Origin of the sequence: Pseudodesulfovibrio nedwellii (assembly GCF_027923765.1) — a bacterium.
Lineage (GTDB): Bacteria > Desulfobacterota > Desulfovibrionia > Desulfovibrionales > Desulfovibrionaceae > Pseudodesulfovibrio > Pseudodesulfovibrio nedwellii.
Map to the genome: position 1 here is coordinate 1,336,555 of NZ_AP026709.1, position 13,183 is coordinate 1,349,737.

Annotated in this window: 13 protein-coding genes; 6 read left to right on the forward strand and 7 right to left on the reverse strand. The window is 50.6% G+C overall.

The features are described 5' to 3' along the window. From flgC to SYK_RS06440, 6 genes are read left to right on the forward strand one after another with little or no spacing between them, the layout of a single operon-like run. Positions 1 to 441, forward strand: coding sequence for a flagellar basal body rod protein FlgC (flgC, locus tag SYK_RS06415; RefSeq protein ID WP_281762764.1), 441 nt, complete (start codon positions 1 to 3; stop codon positions 439 to 441). 19 nt (positions 442 to 460) lie between these two features. Continuing rightward, positions 461 to 790: a flagellar hook-basal body complex protein FliE gene (fliE, locus tag SYK_RS06420; protein ID WP_281762765.1), complete on the forward strand. Its 330-nt coding sequence runs from the start codon at positions 461 to 463 to the stop codon at positions 788 to 790. A 54-nt stretch (positions 791 to 844) separates the two neighbouring features. Beyond that, the gene (gene fliF / locus SYK_RS06425; RefSeq protein WP_281762766.1) at positions 845 to 2,440 is read left to right on the forward strand and encodes a flagellar basal-body MS-ring/collar protein FliF; all 1,596 of its coding nucleotides are present in this window, start codon (positions 845 to 847) and stop codon (positions 2,438 to 2,440) included. A gap of 3 nt (positions 2,441 to 2,443) precedes the next feature. Next, the gene (gene fliG / locus SYK_RS06430; protein ID WP_281762767.1) at positions 2,444 to 3,442 is read left to right on the forward strand and encodes a flagellar motor switch protein FliG; all 999 of its coding nucleotides are present in this window, start codon (positions 2,444 to 2,446) and stop codon (positions 3,440 to 3,442) included. Next, complete coding sequence (locus tag SYK_RS06435) at positions 3,429 to 4,184, forward strand: FliH/SctL family protein (RefSeq protein ID WP_281762768.1); 756 nt, start codon at positions 3,429 to 3,431, stop codon at positions 4,182 to 4,184. The genes fliG and SYK_RS06435 overlap by 14 nt, the downstream gene beginning before the upstream one ends. Positions 4,185 to 4,187: 3 nt before the next feature. Then, entirely contained in the window at positions 4,188 to 5,507 is a 1,320-nt protein-coding gene (locus SYK_RS06440; protein WP_281762769.1) for a FliI/YscN family ATPase, read from the forward strand. Between the two features lie 5 nt (positions 5,508 to 5,512). Here the strand turns inward: SYK_RS06440 and SYK_RS06445 are convergent, their stop codons facing one another. The 7 genes from SYK_RS06445 to rpmI all read right to left on the reverse strand — a co-directional run bounded on the left by SYK_RS06445 (position 5,513) and on the right by rpmI (position 13,147). Then, the gene (locus SYK_RS06445; protein ID WP_281762770.1) at positions 5,513 to 7,663 is read right to left on the reverse strand and encodes an AsmA family protein; all 2,151 of its coding nucleotides are present in this window, start codon (positions 7,661 to 7,663) and stop codon (positions 5,513 to 5,515) included. 27 nt (positions 7,664 to 7,690) lie between these two features. Continuing rightward, entirely contained in the window at positions 7,691 to 7,999 is a 309-nt protein-coding gene (locus tag SYK_RS06450) for a MerR family transcriptional regulator (protein WP_281762771.1), read from the reverse strand. Positions 8,000 to 8,087: 88 nt separating this feature from the next. After that, the gene (locus SYK_RS06455) at positions 8,088 to 8,750 is read right to left on the reverse strand and encodes a hypothetical protein (protein WP_281762772.1); all 663 of its coding nucleotides are present in this window, start codon (positions 8,748 to 8,750) and stop codon (positions 8,088 to 8,090) included. Between the two features lie 128 nt (positions 8,751 to 8,878). After that, positions 8,879 to 11,278 carry a phenylalanine--tRNA ligase subunit beta gene (gene pheT / locus SYK_RS06460; protein ID WP_281762773.1) on the reverse strand — a complete coding sequence of 800 codons (2,400 nt, stop codon included), beginning with the start codon at positions 11,276 to 11,278 and terminating at the stop codon, positions 8,879 to 8,881. Positions 11,279 to 11,357: 79 nt separating this feature from the next. Then, entirely contained in the window at positions 11,358 to 12,410 is a 1,053-nt protein-coding gene (gene pheS / locus SYK_RS06465; protein ID WP_281762774.1) for a phenylalanine--tRNA ligase subunit alpha, read from the reverse strand. A gap of 3 nt (positions 12,411 to 12,413) precedes the next feature. Continuing rightward, on the reverse strand, positions 12,414 to 12,767 hold the full coding sequence (gene rplT / locus SYK_RS06470; RefSeq protein ID WP_281762775.1) for a 50S ribosomal protein L20: 354 nt from the start codon (positions 12,765 to 12,767) through the stop codon (positions 12,414 to 12,416). 182 nt (positions 12,768 to 12,949) lie between these two features. After that, positions 12,950 to 13,147 (reverse strand): 50S ribosomal protein L35, encoded by a 198-nt coding sequence (gene rpmI / locus SYK_RS06475; RefSeq protein ID WP_229594756.1) that lies wholly within the window; start codon positions 13,145 to 13,147, stop codon positions 12,950 to 12,952. Between the last annotated feature and the right edge of the window lie 36 nt (positions 13,148 to 13,183).

Genomic DNA, 13,183 nt, shown 5'->3' on the forward strand with positions numbered 1-13,183 from the left:
ATGGATTTCATGACAGCAATGGACATCAGCGCATCCGGCCTCAAGGCCCAGCGTGCCCAGCTGAATGTCATTTCAATGAACATGGCAAATATCAGGACCACCAAGACAGAAGACGGTGGCCCTTATCAGCGCAAGTCCGTGTCTTTCGAATCCACGCCCGTGTACTCACCCTTCGCTCAGGAAATGCACGACCAGCTGAACCGCGACCTAAAAGGTGTCAAGGTACTCGGCGTGACAGCGGACGAACGTCCTTTCAAACAGGTATTCGAGCCGCATCACCCAGATGCCAACGATCAGGGTTATGTCACCTACCCTGACATCAACGTTGTCGAAGAAATGACCAACATGATGCAGGCAATGCGCGGTTACGAAGCGAATGTGCAAACCATCCAAGGCGCCAAGCGCATGTTCCAGAAAGCCTTGCAAATAGGTATGGGCTAAACTCGAAGGGGTAAAAATCATGGTCGTTAAAAGTGTCGCAATCAATGCATATCAAAATGCTATGGGCAACCGTAGCAAGGCTATCACCAACAAAGTTGCAGACAGCCTGAAAAAACCTCAAGAACCGGTCCAGGGCTTCGACGATACGCTGAAGACTTCCTTGAACAAGGTCAATGAGCTGCAAACAGTGAAGAAAACGATGATCGAAGAATTCGCGACGGGTAAAGCCCAAAACGTGCATGAATTGATGATCTCCATGCAAAAAGCCAGCATGGCCATTCAAATGACCGGCGCTGTCCGAAGCAAAATAATGCAATCTTACAAAGAAATCATGCAGATGCCTTTCTAAGGCTCGCATCAACTTACGTAAAACGCGAAACGTTCAATCTGCGGGAGAGAGAAAATGCCTCCGTTCGTCGCCGAATATTGGTCAAAAGTTTATGGGTTCTGGACCGACCGTTCCATGTCCCAGCGTATTCTCATCAGTGGTCTGGCCGTGTCTGTGGTCATCGCCTTTGCGCTCATGATCTACTGGATGAACAAGCCCGACTATCGGGTTTTGATGACCAATCTTTATCCTGAAGATGCTTCCAGAATCGTGGGCATGTTGCAGGCTGCCAAGGAAGATTACGTCCTCGAGAACAACGGAAAGACCATTAAGGTCCCCGTGGATCGCGTATACGAACTCAGACTCAAGGTTGCTGGCGAAGGCAATCTGCATGGTCAGGGTATCGGCTTTGAAATTTTCGATGAAGTCCAGATCGGACAGACCGACTTCGTCCAGCATATCAATTACCAGCGAGCTCTCCAGGGCGAACTGGCCCGCACCATCACCGAATTCCCCATGGTGCAAAAAGCTCGGGTCCACCTTGTCATTCCGCAGAAATCCCTATTTATCGAAGACCAGGTTGCACCATCGGCATCAATCATCCTCCAGCTGAAAAGCGAAAGTAAACTCGGTTCTGAAGAGACTCAAGGCATTGTCAATCTCGTCTCCATGGCCGTGGAAGGGCTGGACCCCAAGTATATTACTGTTACTGACATGAAGGGTCGTCCGCTCTATACGCCGAGTGACGAATCCTCCGGTCTGTCCCTGTCCAGCGCTCAGATGCTGCACAAGGCTGACGTTGAAGCCCATATGCAACGCCGCATCATCGAACTGCTCGGCCCCGCTGTCGGGCCGGACAAGGTCATTGCCCGTGTCAACGCCGACCTCGACTTCAGCCAACGCACCGTGCGCAAGGAAGTCTACGACCCGGATGGCGCAGTTGTCCGCTCTGAAACACGTAGCGAAGAATCCACCGCTGGCGCAGCATCCCTGGCAGGAGGCGAACCCGATGCCAACTTCCGTGGCGATGGATTCACCGGCACGCGCACAACGCAGGATTCCACCCGTGAAACCCGGACAACCAACTTTGAAATTAACAAGCAGGAAGAAAATATTGTTACCCCCGTTGGGGAGTTGAAACGACTGACCGTTGCGGTTATCGTGGATGGCACATGGGAGACAAACGCGGAGACTGGTGAATCAATCTACACACCCCGATCTGCTGAAGAACTCGCACGCATCCAGACCCTGATCGCCAATGCCGTCGGATTCGATTCGGCTCGCGGCGACACAATCGAAGTCAGCAACATTTCCTTCGGTGAACCGGAACTGTATGACGGCGACTCCCTCACACGGACCATGCTGGAATACGCACAGCGGTTAGGCAAACCTTTCCTAAACGGGCTGTTGATCTTCCTCTTCCTTATTCTAGTCGTTCGACCAGTAATCATGGCCCTTATCCGGCCCCGTGTTGCCGAACAGGAAATCGAAGAGATGGCTGGCCTGCCCGGAGCCGAACGTCTGGCCCTCGAAGAAGAGGATGTGGACGAAGAAGCCATGGATACAACTCGACGCTTGGAAAATGCGAAGAATCACGCTATCCAGTTGTCCGACGACAATCTTGACCAGGCAGTGCATCTGCTCAAAACCTGGCTCACCCAGGAGGCATAGACCATGGCAGACTTCTCCGGACCCCAGAAAACGGCCATCGTGCTGCTCGCCCTTGGCGAAAAATTCACGGCGGAAGTGTTCAAAAAAATGGAGCGCAACGAGATTGCGGCCGTATCCAAGGCCATGCTCGACACCGACTCCGTACCCAAAGAAGAAGTGCTCGACGTACTTAAAGAGTACAACGAAGCGTTGGCCTACGGCGCAGAACTTCTGGTAGGTGGCCCGGAACAGGTCAAGCGTCTCCTGACCAAATCTCTGGACGCAGAAACCGCAAAGTACATTATGGATTCTCTGGACTTGGATACCGGCCCCACGCCTTTCCAGGAACTGGAAAACGTCAGCCCACGCATCCTGGCACAGATTCTGAGAAACGAGCATCCCCAGACACTGGCGCTCATTCTCGGTCACTTGCACCCGGATCAGGCTGCCGAACTCATCCAAAACCTCCCGGCAGGTGTTCGTGCCGAAGTGCTTATGCGCCTAGCAAAACTCGAAGCCGTTGCCGAGGAAATGCTTATGGAAGTGGACAAAGTTCTGCAAAGCCAGCTTATCGCCATGGGCGGCAAGGAAGGCAAAAAAGTCGGTGGCGTCAATTCCGTGGCAGAAATTCTCAATGCCGTGGATCGCAACACCGAAGAAGAGGTTCTCTCCGAGATTGAAGAGGAATCCACCCAGATGGCAGAAGACATTCGCAACCTCATGTTCGTTTTCGAAGACGTCAAAGGTATCGACGACATCGCCATCCGCGAACTTCTCAAAGAAGTTTCCAACGAAGATCTCACCGTTGCACTCAAAGGTGCCTCCGAAGATCTCCGCGACAAGTTCTTCAAGAACCTGTCGGAACGTGCTTCTGCAATGATCAAAGAAGACTTGGAAATCATGCCGCCGAAGAAGTTGTCCGATGTCGAAGCCGCACAACAATCGATCGTCAAAACCGTCCGTCGTCTGGAAGACGAAGGCAAGATAGTTATCAGCCGAGGTGGAAGCGATGTCTTTATCTAATAACGCAAACACCAATGCCCCGAATCTGACGGGCAAGGTGGTCATTGGCATGGACTCTCCGGGTCCAGATCAAATGACCATCCAGGAACTCGAGGGCAAACGTCAACTCCTCTGGGATGACGCGACCAATAACGAGTACCTGGACCGCGTCAAAAGAAAGGCTATGGAAGCAGCCAAAGAAATCAAGATGTTGGCCGAACTGGAGGCAGAAGCCCTCAGAGCCACGGCCCGTCATGATGGATATGCCGAGGGCGTTGCCCAAGCACAGGAAGATATTAATAGTCATATTCAGGACATCTCGACACAAGGTGAAGCGTTGCTCGCAAAGATTGGTGCATACGGCACCACCATTTTTGAAGATCGCCGCGAGGACATACTCAATCTCATCAGGCTGGCCGTTGAAAAAACCCTCAAGGTGGAAATTGACGAAAAACGCATGGCCTCTCTTGAATCTCTCATGAGCGAAGCGCTTGATCGCATTGAATCCCAGCGGCAATTGACCATCAAATGTCACCCGGAAGACGTCACTGGTTTAGAAGAATATCTCCGTGCCATTCAAGACCGTAATCCGTCACTTCAATACTGGACTGTCAGAGGCGATGCCTCCATTGAGTCCGGTGGAGTAGTTATCGAAGGAGCCGGTGGCAAAGTAGACAATACCATCGATACACGATGGGAAAGCGTTGAACCAATTCTCGATCAATTGGCCGTGCAGATCACTGTCGACAACAACAAAGGGTAATCCATGACTCAGGAATCGAGACTCGGACTGCTCGAAGACCTCGATCCCTGCCAGACTTTCGGCAAGGTGACCAAGGTGGTCGGCCTTATTGCGGAAGGTCACGGCATCAAGGCCCCATTGGGGTCCGTCTGCTATCTTCTGCCGCCCAACAGCAAGCCTATCCCCGCAGAAGTAGTCGGTTTCCGTGATGGGGCATGCTTATTCATGCCCTACTCGGACATGCGCGGCATTGGCCCCGGCTCTCTCATCCAAAACGCTGCAACTCCACCCCACATCCCTGTTGGTAACGACATGCTTGGCCGTGCTGTGGATGCTTTCGGCGAACCAATGGACGGCAAAGGGACCTTCAATGCGGACACATTTGTCCCGTTGCACCGCGAGCCCCCAAACCCGTTGGAACGCCCCAGAATTAATGAACCACTCGACGTTGGCATCCGTTCGGTTAATTCCCTACTCACTCTTGGCAAAGGCCAGCGCGTAGGCATCATGGCCGGTTCTGGCGTCGGTAAATCCACTACGCTCGGCATGATGGCACGCTACACCAAGGCAGACATCAATGTCATCGCTCTGGTCGGCGAACGTGGCAGAGAAGTCGTGGAATTCATGGAACGAGACCTTGGTCCTGAGGGCATGGCCCGCAGCGTCCTCGTAGTCGCGACCTCTGACAAAAGCCCACTCATCCGAATGCGAGCAGCCTACGCGGCAACGGCAGTGGCAGAATATTTTCGTGATCAAGGCAAGGATGTCCTGCTCATGATGGACTCGGTAACGCGTTTTGCCATGGCTGGCCGTGAAGTAGGACTGGCCGCAGGCGAACCACCGACCCGTGGTGGATATACGCCAAGCGTGTTCGCTCAACTGCCCCAACTTCTGGAGCGTGCAGGGAAAAGCCCAAAAGGATCCATCACCGGCATTTATACCGTACTTGTTGACGGTGACGATTTTACTGAACCCATTGCAGACTCCACCCGTTCAATTTTGGATGGTCACATCGTCCTGACTCGCGAACTGGCCGACCGTGGTCATTATCCAGCCATCGACGTGCTCAAATCCATCAGTCGACTACGCAGCGACATCACCACCAAAGAGGCCCAAACAGATGGCCGCACACTGCTTCGGCATATGGCGACATTCAAGAAAGTGGAAGATATGGTCAATATCGGTGCGTATCAAAAAGGCGCCAACCCAGAAGTAGATAAAGCCATTTCCATGGTCGGTCCCATCAACAAATTCCTACAACAATTGGTGACAGACCAGGAAACTTTGGACGGATCATTCAAGACCATGCACGAACTGGTCAATGGGAACAGCAAACCACAATAAAAAGCTTAGAAAATTCCCAAGAATTTCTTCTTTTGTGGAGTCTTTGTAGAGGCGGGTGTGTCCTCGCAACAACTCTCATCCAAAGCGGACCCAACGCCCTTGATCGCATTGGTAACACCGCCAAACACACTCCCGACGACACCGACAACAGCACCACCCAAGGCTTTGACATATTCTGTCACCGACACCCAATATTGAGGATTGTCCAGTGTTCCTGTGACATGGATCGGCACCAAAACCCCAAAAAGATCATCTGACGTTTCCCCGCCCTGCCCTCCAGCCTGAGGTACTAATTTTGCTTTAACCATGTAGTCGATTTTATTGTTAATCAATGAGACCGCACCATGCCCATGAGCACGTAATCCCGGCGCCATGACTTCTAAGTCCTCATTTTTCAAGATACCGTCTTTAATGACACCGGTCCCTTTAATGGAACCAAACCGCGTATATTCAGTTTTATCGCCTTCCACCTTGCCGCCCTTGGATTCACGGCTATGAGTCTCTCGCGCCATTTTCACAACATTCACGCCAGGAAAAACACCATCAGCCAAATGAAAGGAAAGTTTACCATTCAGGGTACGCCGCATGGTTTGTATTCGTTCTCCCCGACTCATGAGTGTAGCATCAAAATCAGCTATACCGGCATACTTGGAATCCTTGTCAATATCACGACTTAACGCACCTATATCCAAGGATTTGACCTGCACCGCCACATCTGCTTTGGGCGTTTTCTCAACAGCCGAAGCAATGGCATCCAATTTCACTGACCCACCGTATGCACTCGCCATGACCGGTGAAAATTTAACCAGACCATCCTGCGCTGTAAGCTGTGCCGTCACAGATTGAAAGTGCGCTTGGGCCAACTTTAACTCTGCGACTTTGGCCTCAATATCCACATTCAACTCACGAAGAACTTTCGCCGACAGTACGACATCATCTGAATCACCGGATGCAACAGCTTCTTTTGCCGCTGCTGTTTGTGCTTCGTGTTCGAGTGGCAAATATCTGTCCAAATCAAGTTTACCCACGTCCAAGCGAGCAAAACATGAAGGCAAAGCATGGCCACGTTCCACACGCGCATTGCCCACAATTCGGGCGCCATCAACGTCTATTTTCAAAGTTTTCATATCAATTTTGCCGTGAACAAAAGAAAAATCGACCATACCACCAACACTGGTCAAAGCTGTCGAATCGGCCACATTCAATGGTTTTTCGCCCATGGCAACCATGGTTTTCTGAACATCGAACTGATCGACCGTGAGCACACCTGCGGCCGCTTTCAAACCTTGAGTTATCCCTTCAACAGTCCCATCAACATGAACCGTTGTCCCATAGGCAGACATATTCAGCCCCGTGATTTGGGCATGCTCCTTATTAAAATCAAGAGCCATAAAATTAAAGGAGGCAACAGCTTTGACACTGCCACCAGGGACAGATTGCCCCTGAGCATCAACACTCACCTGCATATCCATATGCCCATATTCACGATTGACTAAATCGATAGAAGACTTGCCTCTAATTTTTAAAACACCTCTCGCATCAGGCCGAGAACATTCAAAATTCAAGGACACATCAACGGGAAATAATGAACCTTCCGCGATCTTCCCGGTCGTCAGATCAATACCCCGTAATATAAATTTGGTCTCGGTTTTCCGATCATCCCACAAAAGACTGCCATTGCTGACCGACACCCCCGCCACCTCAAGAGAAAACGGTTCATCGACCTGCGCATCCGCATCGGTTTTTTCCTGACGCCCGACAATATCTTCCCAATTTGTCGTCCCATCGACTGCCCGTCCCATATTCAGGACTAAATCTTCCAATATGAGTTTACCAAATTTAACCTTGCCCAAGAGCAAAGGCAGAACTCGCACGGAAACGCTGACCGAAGAAGCCCGAATCATAGGATCAGGTCCAAAATCAGCATTGTTGCTCAGACTGACGGCGCCCATTTCGATGCCGACATTCGGAAACAACAGTAGATCAAGATCACCGTCAAAAACCAGTGTCCGCCCTGTTTCCTCTAGTACGATCCGCGAGATGCGGTCCTTATAGTCATTGGGGTCGACAACGGAAGAAAAGACCAAGAGTGCGACAACAAATAAAGCTGCGCAGGTTCCAATGAAAAAGATACTGTATTTCGCCACTTTGTTCATTAGAAACCCCGGTCAGGCCGTTGCCCTTTATGTGTTCAGGAGTTGTTTGATTGCAAGGAGTTCATCACGAACTTCCAACAAAATATCACTGTGCTCACTGCTGTGCAGCTTTCGTTTCGCGCCATCAATGGTCAACCCTTCATCATAGAGCAATCGTTTGATTTCACGAATAACCACCAAATTGTCCTCAGTATAGAGCCGCTGGCCACTCTCGGTTCTGATGGGGGTAATTTCATCAAACTCACTTTCCCAGAACCGCAGCACATACGTTTTCACGCCAAGTTCACGTGCCGCTTCGCCGATTCTGTATCGTTTGAAATCCTGCAAATCTTCCATTTGTTTTAACTAACAAATAGGGACGATTCCTTCAAATAAAAAAGCCTCCGTCCCATAAGCAGCACGGAGGCTCATTTCTCCATCAAAATCATACATCCCATTGTGCCGGATCAAGGGAGTTATACCGTTTAATTGACTTCAGGTCCTTATCGACCTTGATTTGATGATATTCACTCTTAAATATCTTCCACCGACAAAGGTCAATGGGCGTCACTTCAGAAGCATTGACAGTGCCGACAACTCCTGCTTTTTCCAAACCGGCTGCGACCAATTCAGAACAAAAAAACTTACTGAAATCCTCCCGGTTATATCCGGGACCATGGAGTCCGAAGGGGAGTTGGTCTAACGCATCTACGGCCGACTTAACGGCCTGTGGCATGTCGTAACAAATACGTTTTTGGGCTTGGTCAAAGAGAAAATCATAGAATTTCTCTCCAGCTTCAACGCTCATCTCACTTTCAAGGGGAAGCCACCAAATGTCCCCTTTATACGAGTTAACCCTGTCGCTTAATCGAGACACGTTCACTCCGTTAAAACCATTGAGAGATGTCGATTCAATAATCTGATTAAAATACCGGTCAGTCGAATCCGCCATTACCTTTGTCTGCAAAATGACTCCCACATGCGACACTGGCGCCCACGTTGCCCACTTGATGATCTCGGAAAAATGTCCTTTCCCGCTGAAAGCTACGACATCACCCGGCTTCATCAATTCACGCACTTCCGCATAAGTCGATTGAATAAGCCCCATAGCTACCTCCTCTAAAAAAGTTGAGTAGATAGCCGTTTAATACACTATATTTATATTTTATCCTATATTCTGAACAAAAAAGAGAGGAAGGTTTCCCTTCCTCTCATTAACGTATTCTTTACAGGAACCTAGAAGTGTATCGGCAGATTCTTTTCGAGAGCAGCCAGCACTTTCTTATGTTCCTTATCAACTTGCTTGTCCTTCAAAGTTTTGGTCGGCGAACGATACGTCAAACGGAAAGACAAATTGCGTTCCTCTTCCTGACCTTCAGGCACGTATTCAGCCACCAGTTCCACGGACTCCATGATACTGACGCCCGCTTCCTCAATAACCTTACGAATTACATCGGCCCCAAGGGTGATAGACCCGATAACGGTCACATCACGACGACTGGGCGGAAACACAGGCAGCGGTGCGAACTCGATTGCGTGCTCCTCAGTCATGGACCGCAGGGCATCAAGATCAAGATCGCCCAGCCATGCCTCTTTCCGGGCATGATAATAATCCGCGATGTCTTCTTTGACGCGACCAATGAGACCAATCGGCATCTCGTTAACTATCACCTGCACGCACGGCTCCAAATAGGCATGGTCTTCGACCAAACTAAATTCAGGAGCTTCCAGCTTGAGATGATTCACAATGAGATGTTCAATATGCCCTTTGACATCAAGATAGTCTGCACTCTCTACACCCCACGGCCATTCATTGGCATGACGCGGACCGTAGAGCAAAACTCCTAAACGAATATGTTCGGAAGTCTCGGTTTCAGATTCGGCATCGGCCAGAAATTTCTTGGCCACTTCAAAAATACGAACGTGGTTGTTACCCTGCGCCAGATTATTTTTAAGTGTGTTCAGCAGGCCAGGCGCGAGATCAGTACGCATGACATTCTGGTCTTCACTCAAAGGATTGGCAATAAATACCCGCCCTTCTTCTGGAAGGTTAAGGCGATCCAGATCATCGGAGCCAACAAAGCTGTAATTCACAGCTTCATTTAGACCAATACCGGCACCCCACAACTTGATATTCTTGATAAAAGCATATTCAGTACCGCTTGAAACAGTATCCAAAGACTTGGAAACCCGCGGCAGAACTGCCGGAATCTGATCCAGGCCAAAAACGCGGCCCACTTCCTCGTACAAATCCACTTCGCGCTCAAGGTCGAGGCGATGGGACGGAGAAGAAACAGTCCAATTATCAGCATTGGAATCATCAACGGCACACCCTTCGCCCTCAAAAACTTTTTTGGCGAAATCTTGTTCCAAATCAAGACCGAGCAGGGACATGCACCGCGCATGACGATAGCCATGTGTACGGTCCTGCCATGGAGTCGGCTCATTGGAAACCACACCGGAGACAACGGAACCGCCGGAAGCTTCAGCCATGAGCTGAGCTGCACGGTCCTGACAGAAACGGGTCAACTGTTGATCCACGCCGCGCTCAAAGCGATAAGATGCATCAGACGGCAATGATAAACGACGGGCGGTCTTGCGAACAGTACCCGGACGGAAAACGGCAGCTTCCAACAAAACACTGGTGGATTCGGCGTGCATCTCGGAATTGGCACCACCCATAACACCTGCAAGAGCAACGGGCTTCTTACCATCCCATATAAGGAGATCCTTGGAAGTCAAGGTGCGCTCGACATCATCCAAAGTAGTAAATTTCATGCCGTCAGTTGCCGGAGCTACACGAATGGTAGCGTCTTCAATCAAATCAAGATCAAAGGCATGAAGCGGCTGTCCCAGCTCAAACATAATATAATTGGTCACATCAACAATATTGGATATTGGACGCTGTCCCAGTGCAAGCAATTTGAAACGCATCCAGTCAGGAGACTTACGTGTTTCAACGCCGCGAATAATACGACCGTGATATGCTGGGCACAGTGCCGGATCATCGATCAAAATTTTCAAATCGTCGGCAGCGTTGCCACCAGCCTCCACCAGATTCAACTCCGGCATAGTCAAAGGCAGATCAAATGCCAATGCAGTCTCACGAGCAAAACCCAGAATGGAGAGGCAATCTGCGCGGTTGGGTGTGATATCAAAATCAAAAACCACACGCTCCAGATTCATGACGTCCACAAGTTTTTCACCAACCGAGAAGGTGTCATCCAGAACCCAGATGCCATCATGGTCGTCGGAAAAACCGAGTTCGCGCTCGGAACAGATCATACCGAACGACTTGATACCGCGCAGCTTGGCTTTCTTGATCTTCATACCCTCGGGCATGACGGTACCAACAGTGGCTACCGGAACTTTCTGCCCCTTGCCAACATTGGGCGCACCGCAAACGATGGTCAAAATTTCGGGACCACCGACATCCACGGTACAGACCGAAAGCTTTTCGGCCTCAGGGTGCTTTTCGCACTCCACAACGTGGCCGACCACAATGTCCTTGATATTCTCAAAAGGATCGTCGATCCCTTCCAGCTCAAGGCCCAACATGGTGAGCTTGTCACCCAGAACCTGAATATCGCCCTCGTAGGGAACGAACTCACGCAACCAATTAAGACTGACTAACATTGCACTACCGTAATCGGTGAAAAGTTATGAAAAACGACCCGAATAATCCACGCGGAATCATTCGGGCCGCACAGAATATCTAAGCGAATTGTTCCAGGAACCGGACGTCGTTTTCAAAGAACATACGCAGATCACCGATGCCGTATTTCAGCATGGCGATACGCTCGATGCCCATTCCGAATGCAAAGCCGGTAAAGACTTCCGGGTCGTAACCCACGGATTTGAAAACATTGGGATCAACCATGCCGCAACCCAAAATCTCAACCCAGCCGGTGCCCTTGCAGACACGACAAGTCGAGCCATCTTTTTCACCTTTGCCACCGCACATAACGCAGGAGATATCAACCTCTGCAGACGGTTCTGTAAAGGGGAAAAAGCTCGGGCGGAAGCGAACATCAGTCTGAGAGCCAAAGATCTGGCGCACAAAGACGGTCAAAGTGCCACGCAGGTCAGCCATGGATACGTTCTTATCAACCAACAACCCTTCAATCTGATGAAACATCGGAGTGTGGGTCAAATCAGAATCACGGCGATAGACCTTACCTGGACAAATGACGGCCACCGGCGGCTCTTGCTTGAGCATGGAACGAATTTGCATACCGGAAGTATGCGTACGCAGCACGATTTTATCCGACACATAAAGCGTATCCTGCATGTCACGAGCTGGATGCTCAGGCGGCATGTTAAGCGCTTCAAAGTTGTGCCAATCATTTTCGACTTCAGGCCCGGCTGCATGCTCGAAACCAAGACCGGTCAGCACGTTACACACTTCATCCATGACAAGTGTCACAGGATGCAGAGAACCTGCCCAAGGCTTACGGCCCGGCATGGAGGGGTCAAATTTGGACAACGCTTCGGAGGCCTCAGCCTTATGCAATTCGGCTTCCCAGGAATCAAGCAACGCTGTGATGGCTTGCTTGACTGTGTTGGCCTTCTGTCCAGCTTCGGGCTTTTCCGAATTGTCGAGCTTCCCAAGCTGGCCCATCATTCCGGCGAGCTTGCCTTTGCGCCCCAGGAACTCGACACGGAGTTCTTCCAGTTCCTTTAACGAACAAGCCTGGCCCTTGCGAGATTCGCAATCCTGGGCCAGGCTGTCGAGTCCTTCCAGGAAGGACTTCAATTCATTACTCACAATTTAGCTCACTTTGGCTTTTGCTGCCTCTGCGATTTTGGCGAACACTTCAGGATCGCGCACTGCCATATCTGCCAGAACCTTACGGTTCAGCTCGATGCCAGCCAGCTTGAGACCGTTCATCAAACGGCTGTAGGACAGTCCGTTGAGACGGGCGGCGGCATTGATGCGAATGATCCACAATTTGCGGAACTCGCGTTTCTTGCGTTTACGGTCGCGGTATGCGTTACACAGAGCTTTCTCTACACGCTCGCGAGCTGTGCGGTACAGGCGACTGCCTGCGCCACGATAGCCTTTGGCCATCTTCAAATACTTTTTATGACGCCTCTTGGCGGCCACTCCACGCTTTACTCTCATGGTAAAACCTCCATCGCTTATTTACCTCCCGGGCCGGACGGACTCCCCCGACGAGGCGGATTGCTTTAAATGTTAATGTAAATCAACGGGCATCTCGACTGAACCGAACTGACGCTACGTGCGAACCGGGGCCATTCCCCGGCTCTCTTTGAACGCGGCCAGCAGGTTTATCAGGCGGATTGCTAGCCGTTGGGCAACTGACGACGAACAGCTTTCATGTTGGCGGAGTCCACTGTAGTGGACTGGCCCAGGCGACGCTTTCTCTTGGCATTCTTCTTGGTCAGAATGTGCCTGAGGTTTTTGCGGCGACGCTTGAACTTGCCAGTAGCGGTTTTGGAAAACCGCTTCGCTGCTGCGCGGCGAGTTTTAATCTTAGGCATAGTTGTATCCTCCTAAAAGGGAACAAGTCCCCTATG

Bases quoted from the DNA above. Each gene is read 5' to 3' on its own strand.
- flgC (WP_281762764.1), top strand. From the start codon at position 1: ATGGATTTCATGACAGCAATGGACATCAGCGCATCCGGCCTCAAGGCC.
- fliE (WP_281762765.1), top strand. From the start codon at position 461: ATGGTCGTTAAAAGTGTCGCAATCAATGCATATCAAAATGCTATGGGC.
- fliF (WP_281762766.1), top strand. From the start codon at position 845: ATGCCTCCGTTCGTCGCCGAATATTGGTCAAAAGTTTATGGGTTCTGG.
- fliG (WP_281762767.1), top strand. From the start codon at position 2,444: ATGGCAGACTTCTCCGGACCCCAGAAAACGGCCATCGTGCTGCTCGCC.
- SYK_RS06435 (WP_281762768.1), top strand. From the start codon at position 3,429: ATGTCTTTATCTAATAACGCAAACACCAATGCCCCGAATCTGACGGGC.
- SYK_RS06440 (WP_281762769.1), top strand. From the start codon at position 4,188: ATGACTCAGGAATCGAGACTCGGACTGCTCGAAGACCTCGATCCCTGC.
- SYK_RS06445 (WP_281762770.1), bottom strand. From the start codon at position 7,663: ATGAACAAAGTGGCGAAATACAGTATCTTTTTCATTGGAACCTGCGCA.
- SYK_RS06450 (WP_281762771.1), bottom strand. From the start codon at position 7,999: ATGGAAGATTTGCAGGATTTCAAACGATACAGAATCGGCGAAGCGGCA.
- SYK_RS06455 (WP_281762772.1), bottom strand. From the start codon at position 8,750: ATGGGGCTTATTCAATCGACTTATGCGGAAGTGCGTGAATTGATGAAG.
- pheT (WP_281762773.1), bottom strand. From the start codon at position 11,278: ATGTTAGTCAGTCTTAATTGGTTGCGTGAGTTCGTTCCCTACGAGGGC.
- rplT (WP_281762775.1), bottom strand. From the start codon at position 12,767: ATGAGAGTAAAGCGTGGAGTGGCCGCCAAGAGGCGTCATAAAAAGTAT.
- rpmI (WP_229594756.1), bottom strand. From the start codon at position 13,147: ATGCCTAAGATTAAAACTCGCCGCGCAGCAGCGAAGCGGTTTTCCAAA.